This is a genomic window from Mycobacterium simiae (assembly GCF_010727605.1).
Classification (GTDB): Bacteria; Actinomycetota; Actinomycetes; order Mycobacteriales; family Mycobacteriaceae; genus Mycobacterium; species Mycobacterium simiae.
In genome coordinates this window covers 1,080,272-1,093,863 of sequence record NZ_AP022568.1, presented here as the reverse complement: position 1 = coordinate 1,093,863, position 13,592 = coordinate 1,080,272, and the positions used below count along the sequence as shown (strand labels likewise).

Annotated in this window: 14 protein-coding genes and 1 tRNA gene; 8 read left to right on the top strand and 7 right to left on the bottom strand. The window is 65.8% G+C overall.

Translation table 11 applies throughout. The annotated features are described in order from the left end of the window. The first annotated feature begins 22 nt into the window (after positions 1 to 22). The 3 genes from G6N33_RS04920 to G6N33_RS04910 all read left to right on the top strand — a co-directional run bounded on the left by G6N33_RS04920 (position 23) and on the right by G6N33_RS04910 (position 2,194). Positions 23 to 379 carry a DUF488 domain-containing protein gene (locus G6N33_RS04920; RefSeq protein WP_044513027.1) on the top strand — a complete coding sequence of 119 codons (357 nt, stop codon included), beginning with the start codon at positions 23 to 25 and terminating at the stop codon, positions 377 to 379. 107 nt (positions 380 to 486) lie between these two features. Then, positions 487 to 1,113 carry a GNAT family N-acetyltransferase gene (locus G6N33_RS04915; RefSeq protein WP_044510392.1) on the top strand — a complete coding sequence of 209 codons (627 nt, stop codon included), beginning with the start codon at positions 487 to 489 and terminating at the stop codon, positions 1,111 to 1,113. 22 nt (positions 1,114 to 1,135) lie between these two features. After that, positions 1,136 to 2,194 carry a hypothetical protein gene (locus G6N33_RS04910; RefSeq protein ID WP_049919222.1) on the top strand — a complete coding sequence of 353 codons (1,059 nt, stop codon included), beginning with the start codon at positions 1,136 to 1,138 and terminating at the stop codon, positions 2,192 to 2,194. 35 nt (positions 2,195 to 2,229) lie between these two features. On the opposite strand, the gene G6N33_RS04905 is transcribed toward G6N33_RS04910, so the two are convergent. From G6N33_RS04905 to crcB (G6N33_RS04895), 3 genes are read right to left on the bottom strand one after another with little or no spacing between them, the layout of a single operon-like run. Then, on the bottom strand, positions 2,230 to 3,327 hold the full coding sequence (locus G6N33_RS04905) for a DUF190 domain-containing protein (protein ID WP_044510394.1): 1,098 nt from the start codon (positions 3,325 to 3,327) through the stop codon (positions 2,230 to 2,232). After that, positions 3,324 to 3,698, bottom strand: a complete 375-nt coding sequence (crcB, locus tag G6N33_RS04900) for a fluoride efflux transporter CrcB (protein ID WP_044510395.1) — start codon at positions 3,696 to 3,698, stop codon at positions 3,324 to 3,326. Before crcB (G6N33_RS04900) ends, G6N33_RS04905 begins: the two co-directional genes overlap by 4 nt. Further along, complete coding sequence (crcB, locus tag G6N33_RS04895) at positions 3,695 to 4,093, bottom strand: fluoride efflux transporter CrcB (RefSeq protein ID WP_044510397.1); 399 nt, start codon at positions 4,091 to 4,093, stop codon at positions 3,695 to 3,697. The genes crcB (G6N33_RS04900) and crcB (G6N33_RS04895) overlap by 4 nt, the downstream gene beginning before the upstream one ends. An 81-nt stretch (positions 4,094 to 4,174) precedes the next feature. On the opposite strand from crcB (G6N33_RS04895), the gene pgm reads away from it, so the two are divergent. From pgm to G6N33_RS04880, 3 genes are all read left to right on the top strand, one after another. Beyond that, positions 4,175 to 5,806, top strand: coding sequence for a phosphoglucomutase (alpha-D-glucose-1,6-bisphosphate-dependent) (gene pgm / locus G6N33_RS04890; protein ID WP_101528839.1), 1,632 nt, complete (start codon positions 4,175 to 4,177; stop codon positions 5,804 to 5,806). Between the two features lie 92 nt (positions 5,807 to 5,898). Further along, on the top strand, positions 5,899 to 7,068 hold the full coding sequence (locus G6N33_RS04885; protein WP_044513031.1) for an MFS transporter: 1,170 nt from the start codon (positions 5,899 to 5,901) through the stop codon (positions 7,066 to 7,068). A gap of 53 nt (positions 7,069 to 7,121) precedes the next feature. Further along, a tRNA-Ala gene (locus tag G6N33_RS04880) sits at positions 7,122 to 7,194 on the top strand. A gap of 216 nt (positions 7,195 to 7,410) precedes the next feature. Here G6N33_RS04880 and fmdA read toward each other — a convergent pair. Genes fmdA through G6N33_RS27970 form a run of 3 tightly spaced genes read right to left on the bottom strand, consistent with a single transcriptional unit; the run spans position 7,411 to position 9,285 of the window. Further along, a complete protein-coding gene (fmdA, locus tag G6N33_RS04875) occupies positions 7,411 to 8,658 on the bottom strand; it encodes a formamidase (RefSeq protein ID WP_044510402.1) in 1,248 nt (415 codons plus the stop codon). Between the two features lie 14 nt (positions 8,659 to 8,672). After that, the gene (locus G6N33_RS04870; RefSeq protein WP_231382585.1) at positions 8,673 to 8,900 is read right to left on the bottom strand and encodes a zinc ribbon domain-containing protein; all 228 of its coding nucleotides are present in this window, start codon (positions 8,898 to 8,900) and stop codon (positions 8,673 to 8,675) included. A gap of 4 nt (positions 8,901 to 8,904) precedes the next feature. Further along, positions 8,905 to 9,285, bottom strand: a complete 381-nt coding sequence (locus G6N33_RS27970) for a hypothetical protein (protein ID WP_456299194.1) — start codon at positions 9,283 to 9,285, stop codon at positions 8,905 to 8,907. A 617-nt stretch (positions 9,286 to 9,902) separates the two neighbouring features. Between G6N33_RS27970 and G6N33_RS04860 the strand changes: the two genes are divergently transcribed. Together G6N33_RS04860 and G6N33_RS04855 are read left to right on the top strand one after the other, a co-directional pair. Next, positions 9,903 to 11,837, top strand: coding sequence for a putative alpha/beta hydrolase (locus G6N33_RS04860; protein ID WP_044510404.1), 1,935 nt, complete (start codon positions 9,903 to 9,905; stop codon positions 11,835 to 11,837). After that, positions 11,818 to 12,396, top strand: coding sequence for a hypothetical protein (locus G6N33_RS04855; RefSeq protein WP_044510405.1), 579 nt, complete (start codon positions 11,818 to 11,820; stop codon positions 12,394 to 12,396). The genes G6N33_RS04860 and G6N33_RS04855 overlap by 20 nt, the downstream gene beginning before the upstream one ends. Positions 12,397 to 12,638: 242 nt before the next feature. On the opposite strand, the gene G6N33_RS04850 is transcribed toward G6N33_RS04855, so the two are convergent. Continuing rightward, the gene (locus G6N33_RS04850; RefSeq protein ID WP_044510406.1) at positions 12,639 to 13,589 is read right to left on the bottom strand and encodes a VOC family protein; all 951 of its coding nucleotides are present in this window, start codon (positions 13,587 to 13,589) and stop codon (positions 12,639 to 12,641) included. Positions 13,590 to 13,592 lie beyond the last annotated feature (3 nt).

Here is a 13,592-nt window from a genome sequence, read left to right as displayed (position 1 = left end):
CCGTCGCCGCTACCCTGGCGACGTGAGCACCAACAGCCGTGTTCGGGTCGAGCGCCTTTACCAGGACGTCGCCCCCGCTGACGGGCAGCGCGTCCTCGTCGATGGTCTCTGGCCGCGAGGGGTTCGCAAAGATGACCCGCGGGTGGGCGTCTGGTGCAAGGACGTAGCGCCGTCACGAGAACTGCGCGACTGGTACCACCACGACCCCGAGCGCTTCGACGAGTTCGCGTCGCGCTACGAAGCCGAATTGGCCGGAAACCCCGCGCTGCAGGAGCTACGGACACTGGCGCAGCAAGGAGTCGTGACCCTGGTCACCGCCACTCGCGACGTGGCCGAAAGCCATGCGGCGGTGCTGGCGAGACTGCTGGACCGTCACTGAGGTGGTGCGGCGGCCGGCGGCGCGGCGTTGCTGGGCGGCGCGGCGTTGTTGAGGACCGCCAAACTCGCAGCTAGGCCGCGGGCCGTGGGGGTAGGCTGCGCGACGATATGAGCGACCCTGAAGTGATCCTGCCTCGGCGATTGACCGAAGTCAGCGCCGAAGTGGGCAATGTTCCGCCACCGCCGCTACCGCAAGTGCCGCAGCCATACGGTTTGCGTCTCGCCGACCCGGATAACGACGCCGAGATGATCTCGGAATGGATGAACCGGCCGCACTTGGCTGAATCCTGGGAGTATCCGTGGCCGCCCGAGCGCTGGCGCCGTTACCTGCAGGCGCAGCTTGACAGCGACTTCTCGCTGCCCATCTTGATCAGCCTGGACGGCGTGGACCACGCGTATGTCGAACTCTACCGGGCGGCAAGGGATTCCATTGCTACTCGGTACGACTACGACCCCCACGATCTGGGCCTGCACGCCGCGGTCGCTGATCTGGAATACCTGCGGCGCGGCCACGTGAGCTACGTGCTGCCGCACGTCGTACTGAGCGTGTTCGCTCTCGATCCGCAGTGTCGGCGGGTGATGTTCGATCCGGATCATCGCAACGTGCAGGCGCGCAAATTCTGTGAGCGCGGCGGCTGCGTTTTCCTCGGTGAGCACGACATGTCCAACCGGCGGATGGCGCTGTACGTGCTGCCGCGAACTGCCGACGACGTGCCGCGGCCCCGCGACAGCTGATTCTTTGCCAAACTGAGCACCAATGTGGGCACGGCTGGTGGTGGCACCTTGGTGGGTGCATTGGCTGCTCAACGCGGCCATATTGGCCGTCACGCTATCCGTGCTGGGCGCATTGGGGTTTCCCGGCTTAATGGCCTTGGGCTGGGCGTGGCCGCTGCTGTCGCTGGTGGCATTCAGCCTGATCGTGACCGCGCTGCTGACCCATGCGCGGCGCCCGGTTCAGCAGAGTTATGCGCGGATCGTTGCCGGGTTGAATCTGGAACAGCGCTCGAACGTCGTCCGAGCGTTGCGCGCAGGCGAGGCGCCTTCGGACCCGGCAGTGTTGGCGGCGGCGATCCGGGTCGGAGACCTCAGCACGGCATACCTGCGCCGGGTGCCGCCGTGGCAGCGACGACTGGCCTGGCTTGTGCCCCTGCTGGCAGTGGCGGCGGCGGTGCTGGAATTCGTCGGCCACGATGCCCGCCTCGGTCTGGTCTGGGCTGCACTGGCGTTGCTGGTGGCGATCCGTTTGGGCCGCACGACGCGCGCGGCGCGGCGATTGCCGCAACGTCTCGAGCTGCTTCGTTCGGCGGCGAACTCGAGCCCGCAAGCGCTTTCGGCGCTACCGCACCCGCACGATTCGCCGGCCGCGCCGGCCGGATTGCGTTACCGCATAGCCGTCATGGTGGTGGTGGTCGCGGCCGGCGCGGCGGGAGGCATGGCAGGGTATCTGCAAGGCAGGCCCAGCCACGACTGCCGGACCGCCGATGCGGCGGTGAACTACATTCACGCGCACCCGGACATGCTCGATCCCTGGCTGATCACGCCCGGCGGCCCCGGTCTAGACGAATACCGGGACTGGTCAGATCAGCTTGTCGCCTACTCACACCAGGTGTCGGCACCCGAGCTCGCACCTCACCTGCGCCGCATCGCGGAGCTGTCCACGAACGCGGTATCGACAGTGACCGAGGCGCGCCGTGACTCGTTTACGACCCCACCCCCCGACCGGGTACTCGGGTGGCGCGACTCCTATCAGCATCTCATCGGCCAGCTCGTCGAAGAGGACAACGCGCTCATCCCGCCATGCCATCCGCGGCGTTAGGCTGCTGTGAGTGCGGTTTTGGCATCGTCTTGAAGTCAATAGTCGAGCTGCGCCAACGAGATGTCGCCCAGACGTCGGGTGTCGTCGAGGGACAGCACCGCCGGAACCATTTCGCTGGTGACCAACCCGTGGCGGACGGTCAGCTCGTCGACGATGTCGAAACTGCGCGCGATCGACTCCGGCGTGTCGACGATGATGGTGGTCACCGGGACCTGACGCGTGATCTGAAAGAACTTGTCCCCGTGCGGTTTGTGGTCACCGTGGAATCCCCACACGCCCCGTAGCACCGTCGCCCCTCGGGCCGTTCCCGAATGCAACAGGCGGTGCACCAATGCGCGGTGGATCGGCAGCTGGTCGTGTCGCGTGGCCTCGGCGGTGTACACCATCAGCTTCTGCCAGAGGGTACGCCCGTGCGCGTCCACGGTGGGGAGCTGCTGCGGACGCGCGAACGTCTCACCGTCGCGCTTGCACAACCGGACACGCTCGACGGTCAGCAGGGGGTTGGCCAGCAGAGCGGCTAACTCCGTTGTGGCAGAACCAATTTGATCGGTTGAGCCAATGCCGATGATCATCATCGGCACGTCGACATTGCGGCCGAAGAAGTGCGCCCGGACGCGCTGCCCATGTGCCGTCCCGTCGACGCCGAGAAGTGCTATGGCACCGGCGAATCCGTGCCGATGCAGCAGTTCGCAGACCGCATAGTAGGCGGCCTTTCCGGCAACGCGTTCTTGACGGCCCACGTATACGGTCAACTTCGCGGCATCACCGTTGTGGGCGTCGAAGCCACCGAGCGCGTTGGTGCCACGCTGCCGGGTGAACAGCCGCGCCCGCTCCACGGTCAGCAGCCCGCGGCCGGTGAGCGCGGCCGCCTCCCCGATCACGGAGCGGATCTTGGGCTCGACGTCGACCGCCACGACCGCCACCGCCGGATCCTCCGACAAGCTCAACGACAAGTCGCTGCGCAGTTGCTGACTCGGCCCGAAACTGGCGATACCGCGCAGCATCACGCTGGTTGCCACGTCATGAGTTCCGAACACATCGAACATCGCATCGGCCAGAAAGCGCCTGCTGTCACCGAGGACGCGCTGGCGCTCGCCGAAGTACACCGTCAACTTCAGACACGACTGGTTCATAGCTGCTCCGCAAACCATTGTCCGAGCAGGGCGGCAGCCAGGCCGAGCACCACGCTGACGACGATGTTGGCGGCTGCCGCCCATGCGCGGCGCTCCTCGCCGAGCCGCTGCGTCTCGAGCATCCAGGTAGAGAAGGTGGTGTACGCGCCGACGAATGCGGTGCCGGCCAGCAGGGCGGCGTTCCTGCTTAACGCCAGACCGCCGAGGAAACCGAGCAGCGCGGCGCCGCTGATGTTCACCGCCAGCGTGCCGACCGGGAACGGCCGCGCCAGCCGCCGCGCGACCGCACGGTCGACCAGGAAACGCAGCACCGACCCGATACCGCCGATGACCACCACCCCCGTCCAGGCCAGGATCGCCGACGCCGTCATGAACGGACGCGCGCCCGGCGCACCAACGCGGTGGCCACCTGCACGGCCACCAACCCCAGCACGATGCTGACGCTCGTGTAGGCCGTCGCGAGCACCCAGTGGCCGTGCTCGATCATTCTCAATGTCTCGACTTGCATCGTCGAGAACGTGGTCAAACCGCCGCACAAGCCGGTGCCCAGCACTGGGCGCCGATAACTCGACAGCGGGAGCCGCTCGAGCAGGCGGGTGGTGAAGTAGCCGATCAGAAACGCGCCGACGATGTTGACGGTGAACGTCGGCCAGGGCCAGGCCGCGGGGTCCGGCACCGTCAATGTGCTCAGGGCGGCGCGGGCCAGCGTGCCTAGTGCTCCGCCGGCGAAAACCGCGGCCAATTCGCGATAGTCGGGTTGTGCCACGTGTCGGTTCCCTCTCGTTTGCCCATGCGCTATGCAGCACGAAGCGACGTGCGCGCCGTGACACGGGCACAATCTGTAGACATGGCCAACCCGCGAGCCGGTCAGCCGGCCCAGCCCGAAGACCTCGTCGATCTGTCCCATCTAGTCACGGCGTACTACGCCATCCAACCCGACCCCGAGGACGTCGCGCAGCAAGTTGTCTTCGGCACATCCGGACACCGCGGTTCGTCCCTGAACGGCGCCTTCAACGAGGCCCACATCGTGGCGATCACGCAGGCGATCGTCGAGTATCGGGCGGCCCACGGTACGACCGGGCCGCTGTTCATCGGCCGTGACACGCACGGTCTCTCCGAGCCGGCGTGGGTGTCGGCACTCGAGGTGTTGGCGGCCAATGACGTAACCGCGGTGATCGACTCGGCTGACCGCTACACGCCGACTCCGGCGATCAGCCACGCCATCCTCACCTACAACCGCGGCCGCACCGAAGCGCTGGCCGACGGCATTGTTGTGACGCCGTCGCACAACCCGCCGCCGGACGGTGGCTTCAAATACAACCCGCCCAACGGTGGCCCGGCCGACACGGAGGCGACCAACGCAATCGCTAAGCGCGCCAACGAGATTCTGCGTGCCGGCGGCTCCGGGGTGAAACGGGTTGCGCTGGCGCGGGCGCTGCCGACCGCGCGGCGCCACGATTACCTGGACAGCTACGTCGACGACCTGCCGAACGTGGTGGACGTCGACGTGATCCGCAAGGCGGGCGTCCGGATCGGTGCCGATCCGCTCGGCGGGGCCAGCGTGGACTACTGGGCCGCGATCGCCGAGCGGCACCGGCTCGAGCTGACCGTCGTCAATCCGCTGGTCGACGCGACCTGGCGGTTCATGACGCTCGACCACGACGGCAAGATCCGGATGGATTGCAGTTCGCCGGATGCGATGGCCGGGCTGATCGCGAGCCGCGACCACTACCAGATCGCCACCGGCAACGACGCCGACTCCGACCGCCACGGCATCGTCACCCCGGACGCGGGGTTGATGAATCCCAATCACTACCTGGCCGCGGCCATCGACTACCTGTACACGCATCGGCCGTCCTGGCCGACCGGCATCGCCGTCGGCAAGACGGCCGTTAGTTCCTCGATCATCGATCGGGTGGTCGCCGGGCTCGACCGCAAACTCGTCGAAGTACCCGTGGGATTCAAGTGGTTCGTGGACGGCTTGGTTGGTGGCACCATCGGTTTCGGCGGCGAGGAGTCGGCCGGGGCGTCGTTCCTGCGGCGCGACGGATCGGTGTGGACCACCGACAAGGACGGCATCATCCTGGCTCTGCTGGCCTCGGAGATCCTGGCCGTCACCGGGTCCACACCGTCACAGCTCTACCGGGAACTCGCCGACGAATACGGCACACCGTGCTACGCCCGGGTCGACGAAGCCGCCACTCGGGAGCAGAAGTCCCGGCTGTCCCAGCTCTCCGCCGACGAGGTCACCGCCACGGAATTGGCAGGGGAGCCGATCACCGCCAAGCTCACCGCGGCGCCCGGCAACGGCGCCCCACTCGGCGGGCTGAAAGTAACCACCGCCAATGCGTGGTTTGCCGCCCGGCCTTCCGGCACCGAGGACGTGTACAAGATTTACGCGGAATCCTTCCACGGACCCGACCATTTGGCCGAGGTGCAGGAAACCGCGCGCGAGGTGGTTAATAAAGTCATCGGGTGACTTGTTGCCTCCGTCTTGCCCGCGCGGGGGGCTGCGGGTCCGCCTCAGCCCGGTTGCCGCGCGAAGTTTGGATTCTCAGCTGGGCGAACATCATGATTGCGCTCGGCTACGGGGTGATCTCGCCGGCACTGCCGACCTTTGCCCGCACCTTCGGGGTCAGCATCAAGGCGGTGACTTTTTTGGTCACCGTCTTTTCGTTGAGCCGCTTGTGTTTCGCCCCGGTCAGCGGCGTGCTGGCGCAGCGGTTGGGTGAACGGCGAATCTATATCGGCGGTTTGCTGATCGTCGCCGTTTCGACCGCGGCGTGCGCGTTCTCGCAGGCGTATTGGCAATTGCTGGTTTTCCGGGTGTTCAGCGGCATCGGGTCGACGATGTTTTACGTCTCGGCGCTGGGACTGATGATCCACATCAGCCCACCCGACGCGCGCGGGCGGATCGCGGGGCTGTTCACCACGTCATTCATGGTGGGCGCGGTCGGGGGTCCGGCGGTCGGCGGCCTGGCGGCCGGGTGGGGCCTGACCGCGCCGTTCGTCGTCTACGGCCTCGCCATGCTGGGCGTGGCGACGGTGCTGTTCTATAGCCTGCGGAACTCTGCGCTGGCCGCGCCGCCACCGCCGACCCGCTCGACGGTGACGATGCGCGAGGCGCTGCGGATTCGGGCTTATCGGTCGGCGTTGCTGTCGAACTTCGCGACGGGCTGGTCGGCGTTCGGGCTCCGCGTCGCGCTGGTCCCGCTGTTCATCTCCGACGTGATGGGTCGGGGTGTGGGCGTCATCGGCGTCGTGCTCGCGGCGTTCGCCGGCGGTAACGCGCTGGCCGTCGTCCCCAGCGGCTACCTGTCGGACCGGATGGGGCGGCGCACGCTGTTGATCGTCGGACTGGTGACGTCGGGGCTGGCGACCGGCTGGCTGGGCTTCGTATCGACGCTGCCGACTTTTCTGGTCGCGGCCGCTGTGGTGGGCGCGATGACGGGTATCTTCATGTCGCCGCTGCAGGCGGCTGTCGCCGACATCCTCGGCAGCGAGGCGCGCGCCGGTCTTCCGGTGGCGACGGTGCAGATGATGTCGGATCTGGGCGCCATCATCGGGTCCCTGGTGGTGGGGTGGGCCGCCGAACAGTGGAGCTACACCTGGGGCTTTACCATCAGCGGGCTGGTTCTGCTGATCGCGGCCATCGGCTGGATGGTGGCACCGGAGACGCGGACGATGCTGGATGCTGACGAGGAATTCTTTGCGGGGGAGGCGGACGTCGAGCCGGTGTGACCTGCAACTTTGAAGGACAGGTAGCGGTGGTGTAGCTTCGATGGGCACGACTTGGGGCTATGGCGCAGCTGGTAGCGCACCACACTGGCAGTGTGGGGGTCAGGGGTTCGAGTCCCCTTAGCTCCACCCATTTGAATAGACGGTTCGCGACGATCGGGGCGTGATAATTCCGTCCAACCGTCGGTCTGACGACAGCATTGACGACAGTCCTCGTTCGAACGACGGCGCCACACTCGAACACTCGGTTGTGACGACACCGCGGGTCAAGCCTGGACTTAAGCGGATGCATTCCGCGGCTCGATGAAGCCGCCGTGCGCGGTGGTGAACACCAGGCCGCTCGTTTCAGGACGACACGGCACAGCTGCCGCGATCTGCTCGCACCGGACCACTCGCCGTCGGCCGGATGTCGAAATCGAAGATGGCAGTGGGCAAATACAACGAGCAGCAGGCGTTCGGGATGTCGACAACACCACTGACCCGGCCCTCGATCGGTGCCGCGCCGAGCAACAAGTACGCCTGCGCGCCCGAGTAGCCGAACTTCTGCAGGTATGCGACCGCATTCAGGCACGCGTTGCGATACGCCACCGTCGCGTCGTTGTACAACTGCGTATCGGTGCCGTGGTCAACGCCGATGCCGATGAAAGTCAGGAACTCCGAATAGCGCGGTTCGACGTTGCCCGGCATCAGAATCGGATTCGTCGTCACCCCATACGTTTCCATTCCGCCCTTGATCAGGTCGATGTGGAAGTCGATGAAGCCGCCCATCTCGATGGCGCCGCAGAAGGTGATCTCGCCGTCGCCTTGGCTGAAATGCAGGTCGCCGCCGGAGAATAAGGCGCCCGGCACGTGAACCGGATAGAACACCCGCGAGCCGCGGGTGAAATTCTTGATGTCGTGATTGCCGCCGTTCTCCCGGGCGGGCACGGTGCGTGCGCCATCCCGGGCGATCGCGGCCAGTGCTTCGCCAGTTGCGGTGCCACCCAACGTGTTTTCTTCTAGCGGCGGCAGTGCCAACGGCGGCACCCGGGTCGGATCGGTGTCGATCAGCGCCCGCTCGCGGGCATTCCACCTACCCAGCAGCTCAGGCGACGGCGCCGTGCCGAACAGCCCCGGGTGGGTGATCCCCGTGAACTCCACTCCGGGGATGTGCCGCGAGGTGCACTTCTGGCCCGCGAAATCCCAAATGGCTTTGTACGCATCGGGGAAGTGGTCGGTGAGGAACCCGCCTCCGTTGGCCTTCGCGAAGATGCCGGTGTAGCCCCAGCCCTGACCGGGAACGTCGCCGACCTCCTGCGGCACTGGGCCGAGGTCGAGGATGTCGACGATCAGTAGATCTCCGGGTTCGGCACCCTCGACGTAGAGCGGCCCGGACAGCATGTGCGCATGCGTCAGGTCGACGTCGCGCACGTCGTTGGCGGAGTCGTTGTTGCCGATCTGACCGTCCGTCCATTCCCGGCATTCGATTCGAACGTGTTGTCCGGGGCGGACATTGGCCGCTGGCGGGATATCGGGGTGCCACCGGTTGTGACCGGGCACCGCCTGGTCGCGCATCGAGCGTGCCTGGTCAACCGAGAAGACGACGTCGGGCATGACAACCTCCAGATTCAGGGACGGGGCAGACGGGCGTGTCGCGGGTCGGACGTGATAGGGGTGGCGCGCCGCGAACGCCCAGGCACCGACGAAACGACCTGCGGGGCCTCGGCGCTTCTCTCGCTGGCGTTGTGTGCCCGGCGTACGTCCGTGTCGAGCGCACGCAATGCAGGCGACCCGAACACCCTGCGGGCGGCATCGCCGCAACCGGGGCAGTCCGCCAGCGACCGCGCCTCGGCCATCGGCCTAACAAGGGTGAACGGCCCGCAGTCGCCACACTTGTAGCCGTACGTCGGCAACGCCCACCTCCGGAGACAACCCTGAAAGACCGGTGGCAGCGCTGCAGGCACCAGTCGTCATGGTAGCGATGCAACCTGGGTGACGCTTGGCAAGTCCTGGGGGCGCCGCCGGCCTCTGGCCGCCAAGCCTCCCGCTAAGACGGCTGATCTGGATCCGTTCGGTAGCGACCAGCCACTCATACCAATAAGCATGCGTCAGCGGCCAACTCAGCGACGCGTCAGCACGATTGGTCGCATACCCCGCTGAGAGCGCCACGATCCGCGCGACGCGCGCTGGGAACAGGGCCTCCACCACGTAGGCGGCGCGTGCACCCCAATCGTGGCCCACCACAACGGCATCCTCGACAGCCAGCGCATCCAGGAGATCTGCGAGGTCCTTGCCTAGTGCACCGATCTAGCCGCTGCGTGGCTTGTCGGCGCGCCGAAAGCGCGTCGAGCCGAAACCCCGCAACCAGGGCCGAAACACCCGGTAGCCGTCGTCATGCAGCGCCGGCAGTACACCGTCTCAGCAATGTGGTGTGTCCGGCCACCCATGGAGGGCAACCAACGGCCGCCCGCCCACGGATCCGCTGACTTCACCCGCCACCCCTAAGTCCGCGGTTGCAACCACTTCAGCCATACCAGAGCGCTGCCCGATAGCCATGTCGATAAACGTCATGTTCTCTATTGCCGGCGCGATGTCCGGACCATGGAACCGAAGTCGCTTGGCGATACCACGGATGTGCACCCGATGGCCGCCCGCTGGGATGCTGCAGCGGGCATGCCGCCGATTCCCTGACAGCAGCCAATTCTGCTCGTTCCCGGACGGTCTGGCAGGCCTCGTGAACGGCGCAGCGCGCCGTGAGGTGCGTCGCAGAACGGCAGTAGTAGCGTTGTCGCCAGCTCGGACAAGGGGGTGGCGATCTTGACCGGAAGCGCTTCCCCGTACCGGGGACGGGTGGGGCGGTGCAGCTGCGATACATAAGCGTCCCGGCGCTGATCGCTGAAGCCGGTGGCGATCCGTGGGCAATCAACCAGAGCCTTCAGGTTGGTCGTCCGGCGCAGATCGCCGATCTGGCGGAGGCGTTTCACGCCGCCGGCCGATACACGGCCGAGTCCAGTGCCGCGTTCGCCGAAGCGCGCCGCCGGTTCGAGGCGTCGTGGAATCACGAAGACGGCGTGCATCCGATCAATGACGCTGCCGAGGTGCAGCGGGTGACCAAGGCATTGGGCGCGCAATCCTCGCTGTTGCCCAAAATTGGAGTGGATCTGGAAAACATCGCGGCCGCCCTGGCCCAGGCGCAGCGAACCGGCACGGTGCTGATCTCGACGCTGGAAGCACAGCTGCAGCAGCTCGACGATGAAATCGGTCTGGCGGTGACTGCCGAGAAAGACGCAAACCTCACCGCCCGCGAACGAAAACTACTGGATACGCACATCACCGAGCTCGAAGACGAAGCCATCGAGGACACGAAATCGGCTCTGGGGCAGGTCGAGTCGGTACGCGATGGGTATTCCGATTACCTGGACAAGGCCCTCGCCACGCTGCGAACCGAGGGGTACGACCCGGGAATTCTGCAAGCGACCGATGCAAGACCGCAGATTCCGCACCCGGATACCAGTCCCGAGGAGGTGCACAAGTGGTGGACGTCTTTGACACCCGAGGAACGCCAGCAGCTCATCGCCGAGCACCCCGATCAGGTCGGTAATCTCAACGGCGTCCCGGTCTCGGCACGTAACAACGCCAATCTCGCGGTGATGACGCAGGACCTCAACCGGGTCCGCGATGCCGCCGGCCGCTTTGGCGTATCCCCGGACGACGTGATGCGCGACCCGGCGAAATACGGTCTGTCGGCCAGCGATATCACCCGCTACCAGAACGCCGACCAGACTAAGCAAGGTCTCGACCACGACGCCGATCATGGCCACAACCCGGTGTTCCTGTTCGCCTACGACCCGCTGGCCTTCGGGGGCAAGGGGCGTGCCGCGATCGCGATCGGAAATCCCGACCTGGCGAAGAACACCGCGGTGATCGTGCCGGGCACCAGCAGCAGCGTGAAAGGCGGCTGGCTGCACGAGGGCCACAACGACGCGCTCAATCTCTACGGCCAGGCCAACGCGGCCGACCCCCGAAATCCCACGGCGGTGATCGCGTGGATGGGCTACGACGCACCGAATGATTTCGACGACGTCCAGCGCATTTCCACGCCGGCACTGGCCCGCACGGGTGGTCAGGCTTTGGCGCAGGATGTCAACGGCCTGTGGGCCACCCACCTCGGTGGTGGCCAGCACGTCACCGTGTTGGGTCACTCGTACGGTTCGACCACCGTCGCCGACGCGTTCGCTTTGGGACATATGCATGCCAACGACGCGGTGCTCATCGGTTGCCCAGGAACCGATCTCGCTACCAACGCCGCAAGTTTTCATCTGGACGGCGGGCACGTGTACGTCGGAGACGCCTCGACGGATCCGGTGGGCATGCTCGGTCAGCTCAATGGCCTCAGCCATTACCTGAACCGGGACAACATTGGCGGTCAGGTGCTCGGCTTGGCCCCGGGGCTGGGCACCGACCCGGCCGCGGACGGCTTCGGGTCGGTGCGGTTCCGCGCGGAGGTGCCGGGTGCCGACGGCATCAACCCGCACGACCATTCGTACTACTACCACCCGGGTAGCGAGGCGTTGTACAGCATGGCCGACATCGCCTCGGGCCATGGCGACGCGCTGGAATCCGACGGCATGACGGCCGAGCATCGGTACCAGCCGGGCAAGGTCGACATCCCTGGCCTCGGTCCGGTCGGCATCGGCATACCCGGCACACCCGCCGTCGTCGACCCGGAGTGGGGCCGCCCGCCAGAATCTGTTACCGATGATCATGTCTTCGATGACCAACACCATCACTGAACGGCAACACGTTTCGTTCCGGCAAGTGCGCCTTGCGACGGTAGTGGCTGTCGTCGCGTTGCTGTTAGGAGGGTGTTCGCTGATGTTCCCCAAACCGCATTCCTCGGGTCCGGCCAACCCATTTGATGATTCCGCGCATCCGATGACTGACGATCAGACCAAATCACAGGTGATCGAGCCGGCCAAGCAGATCGTCGCCGTCGCCGGCCTGCAAGGCGTCGACGGCGGTTTCTCGTTCGCGTCGTGCAACGACCAAGGTGATCCGCCCTATCAGGGCAGGGCCACGATCGGCTTTCTGCTGCAGGGCGACCCGGACTCCTACTTTCAGCACGTGCGGTCCGCGATGCGCTCGAGCGGCTGGAGCGAGGGCGCCCCACCGGGGCAGCGCTATCACGGTGCAGCATTGAATAAGAACGGCGTGACCGCGACCATCGGCTTCGTGCCGTCTGATCACAGTCGCGGCCAGATAATTCTGTACGGCGAGTGCCGAAACACCAGCGACCACCACCACGACCCGGGCGCCGGATTCGATATCACCAACCAACTAACCGGGCGGTGAAGGTTCGAGGCGGTAAGAAGTCATCACCGCTGACGGGTAAGCGATGTGGCCCTTCCGTTCTACCGGCTTGCATCGCGGTGCAGTTCTTGGCCAAAGCAGCGTTCGCCATTCTATCGCGATGATGTGCGCCTGATTGGTGACCGCGCAGAACGGCCAAGACGGCGGATTGCCCAGCCGCACAACCAGATTGTCGGCGTCGTCACACGAATACCTCGTTCTGCGGTGCTCTTCAGCGCGGCACCTCACGGCCTGATTGGCTCGAGGCGGCCGATAATTTCCTCGCGGCGCGCCTCGAACTTGTCCGGCAGCTGGAATCGCTGGCCGAGTTCCCGCGGTGACTCATCGCAGTCCCAGCCACCCTCGCGGTGTGTCACAGCCAGCTCGAAAAGGGCACCGCCGGGCGATCTGACGTAGACCGACTTGAAGTACTTGCGGTCGCGGACTTCGGAGATATCTGTATAACCCGCCGCCTCGATCTCGGCTTTCAGTTCATCCTGGTTTTCGAGAGTGTCTGCGTTCCAGGCAAAGTGGTGGATAGTTCCGGCGCCGTAGATCCACGTGCCCGGCTCGTCGGCGCGGTTGACAACAAGTTCGACTGCGCCGCCGAGGCCGAACTTGCCGGCTTGCAGCGCGAACCGATCACGTTCCGTCAGGCCTGCCTGAGCGCCGAGGTGGCTGGCCGCGAATTCGACGGCGGTGTCGGGCCCCGTCACGTGGATGCCGACGCCGTAGATGCCATGGATGGCGTACTCCTCGGGTACGTCGCTGCCGCTGTAACCACGACGTGGGTCGTCATCGACCTCGACCAGCTGGTACTCGATGCCGCACGGATGCCGGAAGAGCACACGACGCCGATCGAATACGGTCGCGTCGCGGACGTCGGCGGCCCGCTGCCGCAACCTGGCGGACCAGTAGTTCAGTGACCCTGCCGGAACGGCGAGCAACACTTCCCGCGCTTGGTTGGTGCCGCGTCGGCCGTAGACGCCGGCCTGGGCGAAGGGAAAGGTGGTGAGCACCGCGCTCGGGTCACCGTCGGCGTTGCTGTAATACAGGTGATAAATCGGGATATTCCCGTCGAACAGCACCGTGCGCTTGATCAGTCGCAATCCGAGCAACTTGACGTGGAAGTCGACGTCTTCCTGGGCCCCGTTCACCGACATGGTGACGTGATGACTATCGACAATGTAGGACATTCT

What these genes read in the sequence shown, in the direction of transcription:
- G6N33_RS04915 (WP_044510392.1), top strand. Translation starts at nt 487, where the DNA reads ATGAGCGACCCTGAAGTGATCCTGCCTCGGCGATTGACCGAAGTCAGC.
- G6N33_RS04910 (WP_049919222.1), top strand. Translation starts at nt 1,136, where the DNA reads ATGTGGGCACGGCTGGTGGTGGCACCTTGGTGGGTGCATTGGCTGCTC.
- G6N33_RS04905 (WP_044510394.1), bottom strand. Translation starts at nt 3,327, where the DNA reads ATGAACCAGTCGTGTCTGAAGTTGACGGTGTACTTCGGCGAGCGCCAG.
- crcB (WP_044510395.1), bottom strand. Translation starts at nt 3,698, where the DNA reads ATGACGGCGTCGGCGATCCTGGCCTGGACGGGGGTGGTGGTCATCGGC.
- pgm (WP_101528839.1), top strand. Translation starts at nt 4,175, where the DNA reads ATGGCCAACCCGCGAGCCGGTCAGCCGGCCCAGCCCGAAGACCTCGTC.
- G6N33_RS04885 (WP_044513031.1), top strand. Translation starts at nt 5,899, where the DNA reads ATGATTGCGCTCGGCTACGGGGTGATCTCGCCGGCACTGCCGACCTTT.
- fmdA (WP_044510402.1), bottom strand. Translation starts at nt 8,658, where the DNA reads ATGCCCGACGTCGTCTTCTCGGTTGACCAGGCACGCTCGATGCGCGAC.
- G6N33_RS04870 (WP_231382585.1), bottom strand. Translation starts at nt 8,900, where the DNA reads ATGGCCGAGGCGCGGTCGCTGGCGGACTGCCCCGGTTGCGGCGATGCC.
- G6N33_RS04855 (WP_044510405.1), top strand. Translation starts at nt 11,818, where the DNA reads ATGACCAACACCATCACTGAACGGCAACACGTTTCGTTCCGGCAAGTG.
- G6N33_RS04850 (WP_044510406.1), bottom strand. Translation starts at nt 13,589, where the DNA reads ATGTCCTACATTGTCGATAGTCATCACGTCACCATGTCGGTGAACGGG.